This window comes from Bradyrhizobium sp. WYCCWR 12699, assembly GCF_032144035.1.
Lineage (GTDB): Bacteria > Pseudomonadota > Alphaproteobacteria > Rhizobiales > Xanthobacteraceae > Bradyrhizobium.
Genome location: NZ_JAVTJN010000032.1, coordinates 193,476 through 210,388, shown reverse-complemented (window position 1 = coordinate 210,388; position 16,913 = coordinate 193,476). Strand labels below are relative to the sequence as shown.

22 protein-coding genes are annotated in these 16,913 nt (G+C 65.1%); 9 read left to right on the top strand and 13 right to left on the bottom strand.

Annotation, left to right across the window (positions count from 1 at the left end; all coding sequences use genetic code 11):
- Nucleotides 1–77 precede the first annotated feature (77 nt).
- From pgeF to RPS27_RS15775, 4 genes are read right to left on the bottom strand one after another with little or no spacing between them, the layout of a single operon-like run.
- A complete protein-coding gene (gene pgeF, locus RPS27_RS15790; RefSeq protein ID WP_211418485.1) occupies nucleotides 78–845 on the bottom strand; it encodes a peptidoglycan editing factor PgeF in 768 nt (255 codons plus the stop codon).
- Complete coding sequence (locus RPS27_RS15785) at nucleotides 845–1,960, bottom strand: class I SAM-dependent methyltransferase (protein ID WP_194406102.1); 1,116 nt, start codon at nucleotides 1,958–1,960, stop codon at nucleotides 845–847. Before RPS27_RS15785 ends, pgeF begins: the two co-directional genes overlap by 1 nt.
- Nucleotides 1,961–1,980: 20 nt before the next feature.
- On the bottom strand, nucleotides 1,981–2,826 hold the full coding sequence (lgt, locus tag RPS27_RS15780) for a prolipoprotein diacylglyceryl transferase (RefSeq protein ID WP_212067996.1): 846 nt from the start codon (nucleotides 2,824–2,826) through the stop codon (nucleotides 1,981–1,983).
- A gap of 14 nt (nucleotides 2,827–2,840) precedes the next feature.
- Nucleotides 2,841–3,572, bottom strand: coding sequence for a dienelactone hydrolase family protein (locus tag RPS27_RS15775; RefSeq protein ID WP_211418483.1), 732 nt, complete (start codon nucleotides 3,570–3,572; stop codon nucleotides 2,841–2,843).
- 179 nt (nucleotides 3,573–3,751) lie between these two features.
- On the opposite strand from RPS27_RS15775, the gene RPS27_RS15770 reads away from it, so the two are divergent.
- The 4 genes from RPS27_RS15770 to ychF all read left to right on the top strand — a co-directional run bounded on the left by RPS27_RS15770 (nucleotide 3,752) and on the right by ychF (nucleotide 6,773).
- Nucleotides 3,752–4,015 carry an accessory factor UbiK family protein gene (locus RPS27_RS15770; protein ID WP_211418482.1) on the top strand — a complete coding sequence of 88 codons (264 nt, stop codon included), beginning with the start codon at nucleotides 3,752–3,754 and terminating at the stop codon, nucleotides 4,013–4,015.
- Nucleotides 4,016–4,286: 271 nt separating this feature from the next.
- A complete protein-coding gene (locus tag RPS27_RS15765; RefSeq protein ID WP_194406106.1) occupies nucleotides 4,287–5,003 on the top strand; it encodes a 50S ribosomal protein L25/general stress protein Ctc in 717 nt (238 codons plus the stop codon).
- A gap of 61 nt (nucleotides 5,004–5,064) precedes the next feature.
- On the top strand, nucleotides 5,065–5,670 hold the full coding sequence (gene pth / locus RPS27_RS15760) for an aminoacyl-tRNA hydrolase (protein ID WP_211418481.1): 606 nt from the start codon (nucleotides 5,065–5,067) through the stop codon (nucleotides 5,668–5,670).
- 5 nt (nucleotides 5,671–5,675) lie between these two features.
- Nucleotides 5,676–6,773 carry a redox-regulated ATPase YchF gene (ychF, locus tag RPS27_RS15755; RefSeq protein ID WP_211418480.1) on the top strand — a complete coding sequence of 366 codons (1,098 nt, stop codon included), beginning with the start codon at nucleotides 5,676–5,678 and terminating at the stop codon, nucleotides 6,771–6,773.
- Between the two features lie 147 nt (nucleotides 6,774–6,920).
- On the opposite strand, the gene RPS27_RS15750 is transcribed toward ychF, so the two are convergent.
- Nucleotides 6,921–7,217: a DUF4282 domain-containing protein gene (locus RPS27_RS15750; protein ID WP_018648333.1), complete on the bottom strand. Its 297-nt coding sequence runs from the start codon at nucleotides 7,215–7,217 to the stop codon at nucleotides 6,921–6,923.
- A gap of 166 nt (nucleotides 7,218–7,383) precedes the next feature.
- On the opposite strand from RPS27_RS15750, the gene RPS27_RS15745 reads away from it, so the two are divergent.
- The 3 genes from RPS27_RS15745 (at nucleotide 7,384) to RPS27_RS15735 (ending at nucleotide 8,664) form a co-directional block, all read left to right on the top strand.
- The gene (locus RPS27_RS15745; RefSeq protein WP_212067997.1) at nucleotides 7,384–7,836 is read left to right on the top strand and encodes a MaoC family dehydratase; all 453 of its coding nucleotides are present in this window, start codon (nucleotides 7,384–7,386) and stop codon (nucleotides 7,834–7,836) included.
- A complete protein-coding gene (locus tag RPS27_RS15740; protein ID WP_212067998.1) occupies nucleotides 7,836–8,318 on the top strand; it encodes a MaoC family dehydratase in 483 nt (160 codons plus the stop codon). Before RPS27_RS15745 ends, RPS27_RS15740 begins: the two co-directional genes overlap by 1 nt.
- Nucleotides 8,319–8,517: 199 nt before the next feature.
- Complete coding sequence (locus RPS27_RS15735; RefSeq protein WP_018318322.1) at nucleotides 8,518–8,664, top strand: hypothetical protein; 147 nt, start codon at nucleotides 8,518–8,520, stop codon at nucleotides 8,662–8,664.
- Nucleotides 8,665–8,705: 41 nt separating this feature from the next.
- Here the strand turns inward: RPS27_RS15735 and RPS27_RS15730 are convergent, their stop codons facing one another.
- The 5 genes from RPS27_RS15730 to RPS27_RS15710 form a co-directional block, all read right to left on the bottom strand.
- Nucleotides 8,706–8,843 carry a hypothetical protein gene (locus tag RPS27_RS15730; RefSeq protein ID WP_007614812.1) on the bottom strand — a complete coding sequence of 46 codons (138 nt, stop codon included), beginning with the start codon at nucleotides 8,841–8,843 and terminating at the stop codon, nucleotides 8,706–8,708.
- Nucleotides 8,844–9,129: 286 nt separating this feature from the next.
- Entirely contained in the window at nucleotides 9,130–9,552 is a 423-nt protein-coding gene (locus RPS27_RS15725) for a hypothetical protein (RefSeq protein WP_194406111.1), read from the bottom strand.
- 204 nt (nucleotides 9,553–9,756) lie between these two features.
- Nucleotides 9,757–10,680: a hypothetical protein gene (locus tag RPS27_RS15720; protein WP_212067999.1), complete on the bottom strand. Its 924-nt coding sequence runs from the start codon at nucleotides 10,678–10,680 to the stop codon at nucleotides 9,757–9,759.
- A 311-nt stretch (nucleotides 10,681–10,991) separates the two neighbouring features.
- Nucleotides 10,992–11,432 (bottom strand): nuclear transport factor 2 family protein, encoded by a 441-nt coding sequence (locus RPS27_RS15715; RefSeq protein WP_211418477.1) that lies wholly within the window; start codon nucleotides 11,430–11,432, stop codon nucleotides 10,992–10,994.
- A 235-nt stretch (nucleotides 11,433–11,667) separates the two neighbouring features.
- Nucleotides 11,668–12,114 (bottom strand): nuclear transport factor 2 family protein, encoded by a 447-nt coding sequence (locus RPS27_RS15710; RefSeq protein ID WP_211418476.1) that lies wholly within the window; start codon nucleotides 12,112–12,114, stop codon nucleotides 11,668–11,670.
- Between the two features lie 281 nt (nucleotides 12,115–12,395).
- Between RPS27_RS15710 and RPS27_RS15705 the strand changes: the two genes are divergently transcribed.
- Together RPS27_RS15705 and RPS27_RS15700 are read left to right on the top strand one after the other, a co-directional pair.
- Nucleotides 12,396–12,635, top strand: a complete 240-nt coding sequence (locus RPS27_RS15705; RefSeq protein WP_211418475.1) for a hypothetical protein — start codon at nucleotides 12,396–12,398, stop codon at nucleotides 12,633–12,635.
- 140 nt (nucleotides 12,636–12,775) lie between these two features.
- Complete coding sequence (locus RPS27_RS15700; protein WP_211418474.1) at nucleotides 12,776–13,162, top strand: hypothetical protein; 387 nt, start codon at nucleotides 12,776–12,778, stop codon at nucleotides 13,160–13,162.
- Nucleotides 13,163–13,266: 104 nt separating this feature from the next.
- On the opposite strand, the gene uvrB is transcribed toward RPS27_RS15700, so the two are convergent.
- The 3 genes from uvrB to RPS27_RS15685 form a co-directional block, all read right to left on the bottom strand.
- Nucleotides 13,267–16,233, bottom strand: coding sequence for an excinuclease ABC subunit UvrB (uvrB, locus tag RPS27_RS15695; RefSeq protein WP_313754113.1), 2,967 nt, complete (start codon nucleotides 16,231–16,233; stop codon nucleotides 13,267–13,269).
- Between the two features lie 93 nt (nucleotides 16,234–16,326).
- Nucleotides 16,327–16,557 (bottom strand): hypothetical protein, encoded by a 231-nt coding sequence (locus RPS27_RS15690; RefSeq protein WP_212068001.1) that lies wholly within the window; start codon nucleotides 16,555–16,557, stop codon nucleotides 16,327–16,329.
- 57 nt (nucleotides 16,558–16,614) lie between these two features.
- Nucleotides 16,615–16,839, bottom strand: a complete 225-nt coding sequence (locus tag RPS27_RS15685; RefSeq protein WP_028134417.1) for a hypothetical protein — start codon at nucleotides 16,837–16,839, stop codon at nucleotides 16,615–16,617.
- Between the last annotated feature and the right edge of the window lie 74 nt (nucleotides 16,840–16,913).

Sequence of the window (16,913 nt, the reverse complement as noted above, 5' to 3'; positions counted from 1 at the left end):
GCGTCAATGCACCCGTCATTCCGGGTTCGATCCTGCCGACCGCCCCGGAATGACGATCGTAAAGGTTGCTCTTGTGTTCACCCTTCCAGCGCGATCGCGTGGACGTGGCGACCGTAATCCGGCTCCTTGCGATGCACCGAGCGGCGATAGCTGAAGAAGCGCTCGTCGGCATAGGTGTCGAGACCGAGATCGTCGATCATCAGGATGCCGGCGGCGTCGAGGCGCCTGCGGATGAAGCCGGCGAGATCGAACATCGCGTGTCCCTCGCGCACCGAGGGGATGAAGAACATGGCGTTGTCCGCATCCGCCTCGATGAAGCGCGCCACGAACTCGTTGCCGACCTCGTAACTGTCCTGGCGGATCAAGGGGCCGATCGCGGCGATGATGCCGCCACGCGTGGCGCCGAGCTTCTCCATCGCGGAGATCGTCGCCTCCAGCACGCCGGTGAGCGCGCCTTTCCAGCCGGCATGCGCGCCGCCGATCACGCGCGCATTGGGATCGACGAACAACACCGGTCCGCAATCGGCGGTGGAAACGCCGAGCGCAATGCCGGGCGTTTTCGTCACGAGCGCATCGCCCTTCGGTCGCGGTCCGCTCGGCCATGGTGTCTCGGCCACGAGCACGTCGGGCGAGTGGATCTGGTGCAGGCTGATGAAGCGGTCCGCGGCGACGCCGACATGCTCGGCCATGCGGCGGCGGTTCTCTGCGACCAGGTCCTGATCGTCGTTGGAGCCGAGCCCGCCGTTCAGCGCGGCGTAGATGCCGCTTGAGACGCCGCCTTCACGGGTGAAGAAGGCATGGCGCAGGCCGGGCACCGCGGCGAGCAGCGAGGAAGTGACCGTCATCAATCGTCTCCGGCCTGTTCGAGATCGCTCAGGCCGGCAATGCCCGTCAGCCGCGGCTCGGAGATGCCGAGCACCTTGAACATCGAGCCCATGCCGCTGCGCCCGGTGTCCGTCAGGCGCTTGAGCGCGATCGAAATGTCGGTGCCCACTTCCGGTGTTGCCTTCTGCATCAGGGCGGCGGCCCTCGTATCGATGCCGATCCGCTTCAGGAAGTCGCCTTGCGTCACCGGTCCGTGCACGCGGGCGCCGACATCCTCGGCCGCGCGCGCCAGCGCCTGGAAGTCGACATGGGCGGTGACGTCGGCCAGGCCCGGCGCCTTCAGGGGATCGGCGAAGGTGTGGCGTGCAATCGCCTGGAAGGTGTCGCCGGCATCGCTGCGCAAATGGCCGTAGTCGATGATCAGGGCCGCGCCGTCCTGGTCGCGCACGCGCGTGGCGAGCTTCATGATCTCGCCGTCGGGCCGCCATTCGAATACGGCGCCGACAGGCGCGGCGCGCACCAGGGGCGGCAGCAGCACGTCGAAGCGCGGCGTCGGCTCCGGCGCCGCGCCGAATTGAAGCTTTCCGTTGGGATCGATCTCGATCACGCGCTCGTGCCAGCCGTTCTCGAGGCGGACCATCTGGTGGATCGGCAGCACGTCGAAATATTCGTTGGCGAGGATGATGCTCGGTCCCTCAGGCACGTCGTCGATGCTGTCATGCCAGGTGATGTTGCGCACGGCGGACAGCGTCGCACCCTGCCGCTCGCGCAGCACGGGATTGACCTCGACCATGTGGATGTGGAGCGCCTGGTAGAGCGGCGGCAGCACGCGCAGTGCACGCAGCGCATCCGCCATCATGGTGCCGCGGCCGGGGCCGAGCTCGATCAGCCGCAAGAATTGCGGCGAGCCCATCTGCTTCCACACCGAGGCCGTCCACAGGCCCAAGAGCTCGCCGAACATCTGGCTGACCTCGGGCGCGGTGGTGAAGTCGCCCTCACGTCCGAGCGGATCGCGCGAGAGGTAATAGCCATAGCGCGGATGCATCAGGCACAGTTCCATGTAGCGCCAGACCGGCATGGGGCCCGAGGCTTTGATCAGTGCCTTGATCTCGTTGAGTAAGGGCTGGTCGGTCACGGCCATCTTCTCGAAATGAATTAACGAATAGCCTCAATGGCCTTCGGCGCACCGCGCCTGACGGCCAATACAATAAGGACGAGGCCGACGATAAGCATCGGGATCGACAGCAGCATGCCCATGGTTAATCCGCCCCAGAGGAAGCCGAGCTGGGCGTCGGGTTCGCGGAAATGCTCGCCGATGATCCGGGTCAGGCCGTAGATCAGGATGAAGCTGCCGAGGATCATGCCGGGCCGCTTCAGCGCGCCAAGGCGGATCATGATCGCAAGCACCGTGAACAGCAGGATGCCTTCCATGCCGGCCTCGTAGAGCTGGCTCGGATGTCGCGGCAACTGGGTCGGATCGTTGGGAAAGATCATCGCCCAGGGCAAGCTCGCATCGGTGGCGCGGCCCCACAGCTCGCCGTTGATGAAATTGGCGAGCCGCCCGAGCAGCAGCCCGACCGGGGCGACAGCAGTCGTGATATCGCCGAGCGACAGGATCGGAATCTTGTTGCGGTAGGCGAACCACATCACCGCGACGACGCAGCCGAGGAAGCCGCCATGGAAGGACATGCCGCCCTCCCACAATCTGAAGATCGCCGCGGGATGGTCGATGAAGAAGGGCAGGTTGTAGAACAGCACGTAGCCGGTGCGGCCTCCGAGAATGATGCCGAGCGTGACCCAGAGGATGAAGTCGTCGACCTGGAGCAGCGAGATCGGCGCGGGGCGGCCCCACAGGCGTTCGTTCTTCAGCAGCGAACGCGCATAGAGCCAGCCGAACACGATGCCGCAGATGTAGGCGAGCGCATACCAGCGGATCGCGAACGGACCAATCTCGAGCGCGATCGGCTTGAAGGCGGGGAAGTCGATGAGCAAAAAGGGCATCGCGCCTTCTATACCTAGACGAGATTGCGGCGATAGAGCGCCAGCAGACGCTCCCAATGCCGCTCGGCAGCGTCGCGGTCATAGACCGGGCGCTTGGGGAAGGCGAAGCCGTGATGCGTGCCGGGATAGATCTCGACCTCGGCTTTCGCGCCTTTCATGCCCTCTTTGACCTTCTCGATGATCTCTGGCGGCGCATAGACGTCGGTCTCGGCGCAGCCGAAATAGAGTTCGGCCTTGGTCTTGCTTGCGGCGAGATGCGGGCTGTCGTCCTGATCGGTCGCGAGCTGCACGCCGTAGATCGAGGCGGCCGCTTTGACATTCGCAGGGAAGTGCGTCGCGGCGTTGATGGCGTAGCGGCCGCTCATGCAGTAGCCGACGGTGCCGACCAGTTTGGTGTTCGCTTCCGCCTGACCCTCGGCATAGGTGAGCAGCGCTCGCGTGTCGTCCATAATCATGGGAATCGTGAGCGAGCCCATCAGCTGGAACATGCGCTTTCGCTCCGGCGCGTTCGGGTCGGCCGGCAGCGCACCGAGCTCCATCACGCCGGAGCGGTAGTACAGGTTCGGCAGCATCACGTAATAGCCGGACGTCGCGAGCCGGCGTGCCATGTCGCGCAGCTCTTCGCGGATCGCCGGCGCATCCATGTAGAACAGGATGACCGGAAACGGCCCGCCGCGTTCGGGATGGCTGATGAAGGTTGCGGTGTGGCCGTCCTTGGTGGGGATCGCGATCTGCTGGTCGATCATCTGTTCGATCTTTTACTTGCGCCTTGTGATTCTTCTTATGCAGGGACGTCGAATACGATTGCAAGGAAACCGGGGCATGACAAGGATACCGCCGATGGGCACTTGAACGGCCTCGCGCGGATTGCCATTGTCTTTCCGAGCGTTTGCGTGAAGTTTATCTGAGCTGCCAGGAGGCCGAAATGACCCAGACCAACAACCGGTTTTTCGACGAGATCGGCCGCCTGATGAACGATGCCGCCGGCGCCGCCCAGGGCGTCAAGCGCGAGTTCGACACGGTGATGCGGACCCAAGCCGAGAAATTCCTGCGCGACATGGATCTGGTCAAGCGCGAGGAGTTCGAGGCGGTCAAGGACATGGCGCGCCTGGCGCGTGAGGAGAACGAGGCGCTGAAGGCACGCATCGCGGCGCTGGAGGCGAAGCTGGGGGGCGCGCCGACGTCCTGACCGGCGTCGCTCGGGGGGGCCGCACCCGAACCCGGAACCTCGAGATTCTCAGGTGCGCAATTGCGCACCATCGTTCGACCGCTGCCGCGATCGCCCCGGAATGACGGCAGATCCGGTACCTTCCGCCAGCCCATTCTCCTTGTCATTTCCGCATCTTCCGGGTAAAAGCCCGCCAAGTTCGTGGCCCCCGCACCCCTGGAGGCTTGCTGCGAGCTATGCCATGGGCCGCGCTGCGGCCCATTAACTTTTGCAAAAACAAGGACTTAACGACATGGCGACGACCGTCAAGGAATTGAAGGCGACCGCACGTCCGAAGAGCGGCAAGGGGGCCGCCCGGGCTGAGCGTCGCGCCGGGCGCGTGCCCGGAGTGATCTATGGCAACAACCAGCCCCCCGTCACGATCTCGATCGAAGATCGCGAACTGCGCCAGCGCATCCTCGCCGGCCGGTTCCTGACCACGCTGGTGGACATCGATCTCGAGGGCAAGAAGCACCGCGTGATTCCGCGCGACTATCACCTCGATCCGGTTAAGGACTTCCCGATCCATGTCGACTTCATGCGGCTCGGCGAAGGCGCCACCATCCGCATCAGCGTGCCGCTGCATGTCGTGAAGGCGGAAACCTCCCCGGGCGTGAAGCGCGGCGGTACCGTCAACATCGTCGCCCACGCGATCGAGCTCGAATGCGGCGTCGAGAGCATTCCGCAGTACATCGAGGCCGATGTCGGCGCGCTGGAAATCGGTCACTCGCTGCATCTGGCGGACGTCAAGCTGCCGGCCGGCGTGAAGGCGCTGACCCGCGAGGACGCGACCCTCGTCACCATCGTGCCGCCGTCCGGCTACGCCGAAGAGCAGAAGGCCGCGGCTGCGGCTGCTGCTCCTGGCGCTGCTGCGGCTGCTCCGGCGGCTGGCGCTGCGGCTCCGGCTGCGGGTGCTGCTGCACCGGCTGCTGCTGCCAAGGCTCCCGCCGGCGGCGACAAGAAGAAGTAATCTCTCGAAAGAGCTGGCGCGCGGTCCCTGATCGCGCGCTGGCTGAGGGGCGCGCCGCGTCATGCGACTCTTTGTTGGGCTCGGCAATCCCGGCGCGAAATACGCACGTCACCGGCACAATATCGGCTTCATGGCGGTCGACGAGATCGCGCGCCGTCACAGCTTTGCGCCGTGGCGCCGCCGCTTTCAGGGCGAGACCTCCGAAGGCACGCTCGGCACGGAGCGCGTGATCCTGCTCAAGCCGACGACCTACATGAACGAGTCCGGCCGCGCCGTGCAGGAAGCTGCAAGCTTCTTCAAGATCGCGCCTGGCGACGTCACCGTGTTCCATGACGAGCTCGAGCTGCCGCCGGGCAAGGTGCGGGTGAAGGTCGGCGGCGGCATCGCCGGCCACAACGGCCTGCGTTCGATCTCGGCGCATATCGGCAACGATTATCGCCGCGTGCGCCTCGGCATCGGTCATCCCGGCGTCAAGGAACTGGTGCACGGCCACGTGCTGTCGGACTTCGCCAAGGCCGACAATGACTGGGTGGCGACGCTGTGCGAGGCGGTGGCCGAGCACGCAGGCCTGGTCGCCAAGGGCACGGACGCGACCTTCGCCAACAGGGTGCATCTTGCGATGCAGGCGAAGGGATTTTTGACCAAGGACGACAACGGCAAGGAATAACGCTCGTGGGATTCAAATGCGGGATTGTCGGGTTGCCCAATGTCGGCAAGTCGACCTTGTTCAATGCGCTGACCGAGACGGCCGCGGCGCAGGCCGCGAACTATCCGTTCTGCACCATCGAGCCGAATGTCGGCGAGGTCGCCGTGCCTGATCCCAGGCTCGACAAGCTCGCGGCGATCGCCAAGTCGGGTCAGATCATTCCGACCCGGCTGACCTTCGTCGACATCGCGGGCCTCGTCCGCGGCGCCTCCAAGGGCGAAGGCCTCGGCAATCAATTTCTGGCCAACATTCGCGAGGTCGATGCCATCGCGCATGTGGTGCGCTGCTTCGAGGATTCCGACATCACCCATGTCGAGGGCAAGATCGCCCCGCTCGCCGACATCGAGACCATCGAGACCGAGCTGATGCTCGCCGACCTCGACAGCCTCGAGAAGCGCGTCGACAACCTCACCAAGAAGGCCAAGGGCAACGACAAGGACGCCAAGGAGCAACTCGACCTCGTCAACCGCACCTTGGTGCTGCTGCGCGAGGGCAAGCCCGCACGTCTCGTCGAGCGCAAGGCGGAGGAGGAACGTGCTTTCGGGATGCTCGGCCTGCTGTCGTCCAAGCCCGTGCTCTATGTCTGCAACGTCGAGGAAGGCTCGGCCGCCACAGGCAATTCGTTCTCGAAAGCCGTGCAGGACCAGGCCGCCAAGGAAGGCGCGGTCGCCGTCGTCATCTCCGCCAAGATCGAATCCGAGATCGCAACGATCTCGCGTGACGAACGTGCCGACTTCCTGGAGACGCTGGGTCTGGAGGAAGCCGGCCTCGATCGCCTGATCCGCGCCGGCTACACGCTGCTCGACCTCATCACCTATTTCACGGTCGGCCCGAAGGAAGCGCGCGCCTGGACCATCCATCGCGGCACCAAGGCCCCGGGCGCGGCGGGTGTGATCCACACCGACTTCGAGAAGGGCTTTATCCGCGCCGAGACCATTGCCTATGAGGATTACGTCGCGCTCGGCGGCGAGGCCGGCGCGCGCGATGCCGGCAAGCTCCGGCTCGAAGGCAAGGAATACGTCGTCGCCGACGGCGACGTGATGCATTTCAGGTTCAATACGTAAGAGGCGCTCTCGTGCCCCGGGCGCATCGCAGCGCTTCGTCAGCGGTGCGCTGCAGAGCCGGGGCCCAGGAGTCTTGATTGCGGATGCATGGGTCCCGGCTCTGCGTCGCGTCATTTCATGCCGCGCCGCGTCCGGGACACGAGAGCCTCACCGCATCCCGCCGCCCTGGTCGCGGATCGCGCCGAGATGCTCGTTGATGCGGAAGACGATCAGGATCAGCTCGGCGACGATGCGCGAGAACACGATGCCGACGACGACGCTCGCGATCGACGACAGCAGCACCAGGAAGCCGCCGAACGGGCTGATCGCCATCGCAGCCAGGCCGGAGAAGATGCCGGAGAGACCGAACAGGCAGATCAGCGCGATCACCAGCCAATAGAAGGTCTTGATGATCGTCGGCGTGATGAAGCGGTCCCATTGAAACAGGTCGCTGAATGAAAACATTGCTCTCCCCAGGGCATTGGGCCTTGGTAAATGGATCTCGGTCCTCGGTCGATCCGACTCGGATCAACGCCGCCACCCGGTATGTAGCACGAGCCATGCGGGCCGGCGGGTTGAGATTGCCGCAAAGTGCGGCCACAATCTGTCATTCCCGCAAAGCTTTCCCGAGATGACCCTGACCTTCGAAGATTTCCCGCCCGGCCGGTTCGGCACGTTCGGCCCGCGCCACGTCACCCGCGACGAGATTTTGGCCTTCGCCGCCGAGTTCGATCCGCAGCCCATGCATCTGGACGAGGAGGCTGCCGGCAAAAGCATGCTGCGCGGCCTGTCCGGCTCGGGCTGGCACCTCTGCTCGCTGATGATGCGGATGATGGCCGACGGTTTCATTACCCGCGCCGCATCGCTGGGGTCTCCCGGCGTCGACGAGGTGCGCTGGCTGTCGCCGCTGCGGCCCGGCGACGATCTCACGCTCGAGGTCGACGTGCTGGAGGCGCGCACGTCCAAGAGCCGCCCCGAGCTCGGCATCGTCAAGTTCAAATGCACCGCGCGCAACGCCAAGGGTGAGGCGCTCGCCGAGATGACCTCGCCGATCCTGATCAAGCGGCGCGAGGGAGCGGTCTGATGCGGTTCTTCGACGACATCGAGATCGGTCAGCGCCGCGAGATCGGCACCTATACGTTCACGGCCGAAGCCATCAAGACATTCGCCGCCAAGTTCGATCCGCAGCGTTTTCATCTCGACGAGGAGGAGGGCAAGAACTCGCTGTTCGGCGGGCTCGCCGCGTCGGGCTGGCATGTCGGTTCGGCCTGCATGAGCCTGCTTGTCGCTGACGGCCAGCGTCTGGCGCGCGAGGCCGCCTCGCGCGGCGAGGAGGTCGCGGTGTGGGGCCCATCGCCGGGCTTTCGCGACCTGCGCTGGATCAGGCCGGTGCTCGCCGGCGACACCGTCGCTTACGTCAATGTCGTGATCGACAAGCGCACGTCCGCCTCGCGCCCCGGCTGGGGCATCCTGACCGCCCGCACCACCGGCACCAACCAGCGCGGTGAGGACGTCTATTCCATCACGGCCTCGGCCTTCGTGCCGATGCGTGCGAAGAGCGCTTAAACCTGTTCCAAGATGAACGGTCCAAATCCGTGGGCGAGTGTTGCCCGCGCGCTATGGACGCGATTCCGGGCGGCTGCCATAAGCCTGCGCAACATGGTTACCGCGAAGCAGTTTGGCGGAACCACTCAGGTGCTAACTAATTATGAACCTGTCGCTGTCTATTTGAAACGAATTGGGCAGACGACAGGGGACGAGAACCATGGCTGATCGCGGCGCACTCAAGTTTGTTGGATTTATCTTCGCGACCGCGACGCTGGCCGTGATGCTGGTCGCCGGCATGGTGGTGAAGGGCTACGCCGATGGCGCCTACACCCTGGAAGCCTCGGCCGTCGACGCGAGCCGGTAAGAGTTCGTTAAGTTTTCGCGGCCGGCATCCGGCCGCCGCACTCAGCGGCTATAGACGAACGCCAATATGGCGATCGCAACCGCCAGCAGCCCGACAAAGCGCAGCATGATCGTGCCGAATTGATTCGGCGCGGGCCGCAACGGGATCGGGTCCGTGGTGTCGGGCCGAATGCTTTCCATGTGGAATGTCCCCCAGGCCCGGCCGAAGAGGCCATGGGCGCCTGGCATTGGTCGCCGGGGAAGGGATGGGGGTTCAAAGGTGAACGCTCGTGTCCCGGACGCGCTGGAGCGTGCAACGCTGCGGCGCAGAGCCGGGGCCCATCTCGCCGCTCATGCGCCGGACCATAGGCCCGGCTCTGCGGCGCGTCACTGCGTGCCGCGCCGCGTCCGGGGCACGAGACCGCCAGAATCAAAACCGCCGCGCTCCTTGCGGAACGCGGCGGTCCGGTGATGCTTGGTTGAGCGATCAGCTGTTGCGCAGGCCGTCGGCGGCGCGCTTCCACTGCGCGACGTTGTCGGCGATCATGCGGGTCGACTTCATCGCGGCCTGGCTGAGCTGGGCATAGCCGGAGATCTCGCGCTGGACGCGCTGGCCTTCGGCATGCAGCAGATCGCGCAGGCTCTCGAGCTCGGAGATCAGGTTCTCGATCTCGGCGAGCGAGGTGCCGGCGACGCGCTGGATCAGCGAGTTGACGTTGTTGACGGTGGCTTCCGCGCTCGGGTCGAGCGGCGGTGCGTCGGTGGTGGTCGATGCCGGACGGCGCAGATAGGCGATGTCGTTGCGAACGAAGTCACGGATGCCGGCCTCGACCTCCGTCACGGCGGCGAGGTTGGTGTCGACCGTCTCGGTCTCGGTGCCTTCGATCTTTTCCGGGCGCATGGCGTTCATCGTTGTTCCCCTGTTCGCGTTGAGTGCAGCGCGAGTGTCCCCCGCACGACGAATTCGGTCAGCCCGACTAGGGCGTCGGAATTTGACCGCAACTTGGCCGAGATACGGCAAGGGCGGACGATTCGGGGGCTTTGCCGTGGCGTATGGTTAGGAGAGTGTGAACGCCGCAATGCGCTTTCGGGACGCGGGAGGGCGCTGAGGTCGCTACCAGCTCTTCTTGAATCCCGCCGACACGCTCTTGTTGATCGCGCCTTGCGAGGTCTCGCCGACCGAGCCGGAGACGGTGACGTTGTCGAACAGCTTTTGCTCGGCGCCGACCTTGCGCAGCCATTTGTCGTCGGTGGTCGACAGCGTCTGGCCGGCGGTGATGCTGGTGCCGGTGTCGGTGAGGGTGACCTTGGCGGACTGGTCGGTTTCGTAATTGCGGGTGACGTGGCCGCCGATGCCGGGCACCGCGCTGGTGCCCTGCTGGTTGACGCTGTAGCCGTTCTGCAGCGTCAGCGAGGTGTCGCCCGACAATGGCACCGATTTGGTCAGCGAGGCCCCGAGCTTGCTCTGTTCCGAGGCGGGATTGACGCGGGCTTCCACCGCGGTCTTGTCCCAGATCACACCCGCGCCGGGCGCGGTCGCCGTCGCCCAAGCGCTGCCCGAGGATTGCGGCAGGCTGCCGCCGTTGGTGGCCTTCTGTGCCAGCAGCTCGGACATGGTTCGCGGCTCGCCGGTCACCGTCATGTCGGCGCCGATCCGCGTATCCCAGAACGAGAACACGGACTGCTTGACCGTGACCGCCGAGGAGCCGTTCGCATTGGCGTTCGACGACCAGTCCAGCCCGTCCTTGGCGGCGGCCTGGGCGCGCTTCTTGGCGGCCATGGGGTCGATGCCGGTGCCGGCATCGACCGCCAGCTGGCTCCAGTCGAGCTTGTCGACGTCGATGCCTTTGAGCACGTCGGGGTCGTTGACGTCGGGGGCCTCCGCAACCGCCTCGGTCTCGGCCTCGTCGTCAGGCGCGGCCGCGGGGGGTGAGAAGGGCGGAATGATCTGCGCCGAGACTGTCAGCACCGAGCCCAGAATGAATGCGGCCGCCAGCACTGGCAGCCGGGTCCAGCCGAAACCTGTCGAGAATTCCATCGTCCTGCCCGCGAGCCCCGGCGCATGCTGTCCGAGAATATATATATCGGCCGTCAGCAAAGACCATGCGCCATTCCGCGCGCAAAATGCTGATCCATCGTTGCGAAATTGTGGCGGCATTTCAGGGCAGCGAACCAACGGGCCGCGCGACAGGCGCGCCCGATCACAAGCGTCTCGATGCGACGGCATCCGGCGGGGCTGGAGGCCAGAACGTCGCAGCCGGCATCTTGATCGGTCCCGAAATGGGGCCCGTTGGTATCCCCTCAGAAGCGCGATGATCCTCATCGCGCTTCAGGTTGTTGTTGCATGCGTCAGCCGACGCGGGTCATCTTCGGCAGATGAATGGCGCGGCCGAGTGCCTGCTCGACCAGGTCGAACGTGTCGATCAGGACGCGCATGCTGACGAGCTTGCCCGCCCTGAACTGGGCGAACTGCGCGACCCGCAAGCTGATCGGCTTGTTGGAATCCAGCGCGGTCAACGAGTAGCGCACCATCGAGGCGGCGGAATCGACGCCGAGCATGATGCTCTCGCGGTCGAAGCGGCGGACTTGGAAATTGTCGGCGAGCTGGCGGATGACGTCGAGCACGGCGTCCCTGCCCTGGCGCGCGCCGAGGAACGGAAACATGTCGATCGGGCCGTAGAGCGCCCACTCGACGTCGTCGTCGATCAGGGCTTCTATGTCCTGGAAATGCCGGTCGTTGATCGCGCGGTGCAACGCGCGCGAGAAACGCCAGAGGCTATGCTCTGTCATTTTGGGCAGTCCTGAAGCTGGCTTGCGAAAAAAAACGGAAAACAACCCCATGCGCAGTCAGGCGCCGGGGGGCTCAAATCGTTTGTATACGAACAAAATAGGACGTTTTGGCCAAAACGCAATTCACGTTTTCGCAATGCACAATTGATTGCGAAATGTGAGATTTGCAACAGGACCCCGTAATTTTCCGGGGTTGGGCGCGAGCCCCAGTGGGGTCCTCGCGCCGAGATGAGGCTTAATCCGCCCGCGCGCCGGTGATCAACGGCCCGATTTCGCGCTCCAGCACCTGCTGCACCAGATCGTAGGAATCGATGATCTCGCGGATCTCCGCCACCAGCCCGCCGCGGAAGGTGTAGAACACGGCCATGTCGAATTGCACGATGCGGTCGTTGCTGCGCTTTTTGAAATAGGCCTGCATGTAGGTCGCGACCGCTTCGCCCTCGGCCAGGATGTGCGGCGCCTTGTAGCGGATCTCCGAATAGCGCGACCAGACCGTCTGCCAGAGTTCACGCAGCTCGGCCTTGCCGTGGCGCGGCACCAGATGCGGCAGCACGTCGATCGGCGCATGGGTGAGGAAGTCGACGTCGTCGGTGCAGCAGGACAGCGCGGCTTCGATATCGCCACGCGCGAAGGCGTCGAGCAGATGCAGCACGCGTTGCCTGTTCAGCGATTCAACCGTCATGCTGCTCCCGCCCTCGTCGGCCGTGGATTGCAAACGCTACCGCGGGCCTCGCGGGTCCATCAATCCGCAAAAACACAGGGTGCTTGCCAACTATGACGCTCGAGCGCCATGCCGCGTTCATGGGGGTGCAAGCGCGGGCGACGCTGCTGGCTTGGGTGCGCGCTTTTCGATTGGCGATGACGCCGCATGCTTACCTGCGAGGCGCGCCTTGCCCAGGTGCTGGAACCCGGACCCGCCCGCAATCGTTGAAGGTCCGACATCGCATCTGGAGACATCGATCCATGAAATCGCCGCTTCTCGCCGTGACCGCCGCACTGCTCATGCTTGGCGCGACCTCCGCGGCCAATGCCAAGGGCTGCATCAAGGGCGCCATCGTCGGTGGCGTTGCCGGCCACTATGCCGGCCATCACGGCGTGCTGGGCGCCGCCGCCGGCTGCCTCTACGGCCGCCACCACGCCAAGGAACAGGAGAAGCAGCGGCAGCAGCAGCAGAGCCAGATGAACGGGCAGGGGAAGTTGTAGTCGTTCCGGGACGCCGAGAAGCCGCGAACCCGGCGCCATCCTGCTCCTTGGGCCGGTGCCAAATAGGCGCGTGACCCATCTCACATCACGCCCGTCCCGGCGCAGCTATCGTCATCCCAATGTCATCAGGGAGACGTGCCATGGCTGCCATCGCCACCGTCAGAAAGTCCCGCCTGCACAACGCGATCGAAGGCCTCGCGCTGACCGCGATCCTGCAGAGCTTCCCGACCTTCGCCGCCGCCGCCTTCCTGCTCAAGCTCTGCGGCAACCACGATCTCGTCGGCGATCCCGGCGTCGCCATCTTCGTCGCGATCGCCTCGTTCGCCCACGCGATGTTCGCGGTGAGCTTCGGCCCGAGCTTCCCGGCGTTCTTCAAGACCGTCTACGAGCCGAAATTCTTCGAGGCCCATCTGTCGCTGTCCGACAAGATCACGGCATGGCGCACCCAGCCCGTCGCCTCGCTGCAACTGGTGACGATCGTGCTGCTGCTGTCGGTGATGGCGGTGGTGACGGCGAGCGTGGGGTGAGGGGCTCTCGTCATTCCGGGGCGCCGCAAAGCGGCGAGCTATGATGCGCAATTGCGCATCTGAGAATCCATAACCCCGAACGGAAATGAAGAGCGACGCCGCCCCTACCGCTTCTTCCACCCACCCCGGCGCCCCGGCATCCCGCCCGTCGACTTCGGCGCCGGCCCGAACTCCGGCCCCGACTGCCTGGAATCTGTCGGCTGGATGATCCGGCTCTCGCCGCCGAACGGCTTTGACGGCAAGGCGCGGCCTTCGCGGTAAGGCAGCGATTCCGGGCCGTGCATTTCGTCGAGATGCGGCTTGTGCACGCGGGAGCCCTTGCCGCCGCCGGCCTTGAGCGCGGTTGCGGCGCTCTTGTTCTTCATGGCGCTGACCGGCAGGTTCGCCGAGTCGCCGTACTTCCTGGTGCCGGCATAGGCGCCGGCCTTGCCCGTGACCGCTCGCTGTTTTGCGGTGGGGTCGTCGACCACGGCCAGCTCGGTGGCGCGCAGGCGTTTGACTTCGTCGCGCAGGCGCGCGGCTTCCTCGAAGTTCAGATCGGCCGCGGCCTCGCGCATCCGCGTTTCCAAATCGCCCAGCACGGCTTCGAAATTGTGGCCGATCGAGATGACGTCGTCGGTCATGTCGTGGCCGCCGACCTCCACCAGCACGTGATCGCGCTCGTAGACGGAGTTGAGGATGTCGCCGATCTGCTTCTTGACGCTCTCCGGCGTGATGCCGTTGGCGGTATTGTATTCGACCTGCTTCTCGCGGCGGCGGTTGGTCTCGGCGATGGCGCGCTCCATCGAGCCCGTCATCTGGTCGGCATAGAGGATCACCTTGCCGTCGACGTTGCGCGCGGCGCGGCCGATGGTCTGGATCAGCGAGGTCTCGCTGCGCAGAAAACCTTCCTTGTCGGCGTCGAGAATGGCGACCAGCGCGCATTCGGGAATGTCGAGGCCTTCGCGCAACAGGTTGATGCCGACCAGCGCGTCGAAGGCGCCGAGGCGAAGATCGCGGATGATCTCGATGCGCTCGATGGTGTCGATGTCCGAGTGCATGTAGCGGACACGAATGCCCTGCTCGTGCAGATATTCGGTGAGGTCCTCCGCCATGCGTTTTGTGAGAACCGTGATCAGCGAGCGATAGCCGGCCTGCGCGGTGGCACGCACCTCGCCGACGAGATCGTCGACCTGGGTGCGGGCCGGACGGATATCGACGGGCGGATCGATCAAGCCCGTCGGGCGGATGACCTGCTCGACGAACACGCCGCCGCTCTCGTTCAGTTCCCAGCCGCTCGGCGTCGCCGACACCGCGACGGTCTGAGGCCGCATCATGTCCCACTCCTCGAAGCGGAGCGGGCGATTGTCCATGCAGGAGGGCAGGCGGAAGCCGTACTCGGCCAGCGTCGCCTTGCGGCGGAAGTCGCCGCGGAACATGGCGCCGATCTGCGGGATGGTGACGTGGCTTTCGTCGGCGAAGATCAGCGCGTTGTCGGGCACGTATTCGAACAGCGTCGGCGGCGGCTCGCCGGGGCGGCGCCCGGTGAGGTAGCGCGAATAGTTTTCGATGCCGGCGCAGCTTCCCGTCGCCTCCATCATCTCGAGGTCGAAGGTGGTGCGCTGCTCCAGCCGCTGCGCTTCCAAGAGGCGGCCCTGGTTGTTGAGCTGGTCGAGCCGCTGCTTCAGCTCTGATTTGATCGACTTGATCGCCTGCACCAGCGTCGGGCGCGGCGTCACATAGTGCGAATTGGCGTACATCTTGATGAATTCGAGCTCGTCCTGCTTGTGGCCGGTGAGCGGATCGAATTCCTCGATGGTCTCGATGGTGTCGCCGAACAAATTCACCCGCCAGGCGCGGTCCTCATAGTGCGCCGGGAAGATGTCGATGACGTCGCCCCGGACACGGAAGGTGCCGCGGGTGAAATCGGCCTGGGTGCGCTTGTATTGCAGCGCGACGAGGTCGGCGATGAGCTGGCGCTGGTCGATGCGCTCGCCCTTCTTCAGCGCGAAAGTCATCGCGGTGTAGGTCTCGACCGAGCCGATACCGTAGATGCAGGACACCGAGGCGACGATGATGACGTCGTCGCGTTCGAGCAGCGCACGCGTCGCCGAGTGGCGCATGCGGTCGATCTGCTCGTTGATCGAGGAGTCCTTTTCTATGTAGGTGTCCGTGCGAGGGACATAGGCTTCCGGCTGGTAGTAGTCGTAATACGAGACGAAATATTCGACCGCGTTGTCCGGGAAGAAGTTCTTGAACTCGCCGTAGAGCTGGGCGGCGAGCGTCTTGTTCGGCGCCAGGATCAGCGCCGGGCGCTGCGTCTTCTCGATCACCTGCGCCATGGTGTAGGTCTTGCCCGAGCCGGTGACGCCGAGCAGCACCTGGGTGCGGTCGTTGCGCTGGACGCCTTCGACCAGTTCCGCGATCGCGGTGGGCTGGTCGCCCTTGGGCTGATAGTGCGACTTGATCTCGAAGCGCACGCCGCCTTCGGACTTTTCCGGGCGCGGCGGCCGGTGCGGCGTCCACACCTTGGTGGAGCCGTCGTTCTTGCGGAACTCAGGCCGGCCCTCACGGATCAGCGATTCCAGCGCATTGGCGGTCGCCTTGACGCCGAGCGCTTCCATCTTGCTGCGCGGCGGCCGCGCCAGCGCCTCGGCATCGTCCTCCTCGGTGGGCAGGCCAAGCTGCCGCGCCAGTTCCGGATCGAGCGTCGGGATCGTGGCCGCGGTGCCGTAATTGGCCTGCGGCGCCTCGTCGAAACCCTCGGTCGACGCCCGGGCGCCTGGCGGCTGCGGATTGGGCCGCAGCGGCATCGGGCGCGCCGCATCCTGCGGAAACTCCTTCGGCGTCGAAGCCCGCGCGCGATGCGCGGCGGCCTCGCCCCCGGATCGCCGGTCGCGCGAATTATCCGGCGGGGGCTGCAGCCCGGTGCCGGATCCCAGCCCGGCATCGCCACGGTTGATCGCGGGATTGAGCAATTCGGCCAGCGCCGGCCCGATCGGCTGCACGTCAGGGCGGTGCGCCTTCGAGTTCGGGGTCTTGGTCTTGGGGGATTTGCCGGATTTTTCGGAGGATGCAGGTTTTTTCGCCATGAGGCGAATATGGGACGAGTCAGTCGCGCAATAAAGGGCGAATGCCTCCCGCTATGCAGGCTGCTGACAGCAGGTTGGCAGCAGGGCAGGGCCTCACGCCGCCGGCGGCGGACCCTCGTCGTCCTCGCCCGCCTGATTTGGCGTGAGGATGTCGAGATGGATGCCGCCGCAATCGGTGCAGCGCATGGTCCAGTACTCGCTTCCGGCGCGCCCGCCGATCACGCGGAGCACGGCGAGATCGCCGTCGCATTCCGGGCAATTCGACAGCACCGCGCGGCTGTAGATGCTCGGCCGTGATGCATCCTCGAATTCGATGACTGACATGACCGGTTGCCCCCTTTTGCGCTGTGCTGTCCCTGCTTCGCTTGCCGTCCTGCCCATCTATTCGTCGTCGCTGTCGGTCCGCCGGCGGAAGCGGTCGATGTGGTGCTTGGCGTCGGCGATCGCGGCGTTCTGATCGGGCCAGGCAAAACCGACTTCCATGGCCGGAAACAGCACGCCGTCGATGGCGAGGGGGCTGAGATCGGCGCGGCGGATGCGGGCGTGCCAGAGGCCTTTGCCGGCCTCGAAGGATTCGATGTCAAAACCGTCGTAGAGCGTCGTCATGGTCGTCCCCGAGTGTTCCGTACGTGTCTTGTTGGAGAGTCAGGGGACCACGTTTGCAGAGTTCGGGATGTGAA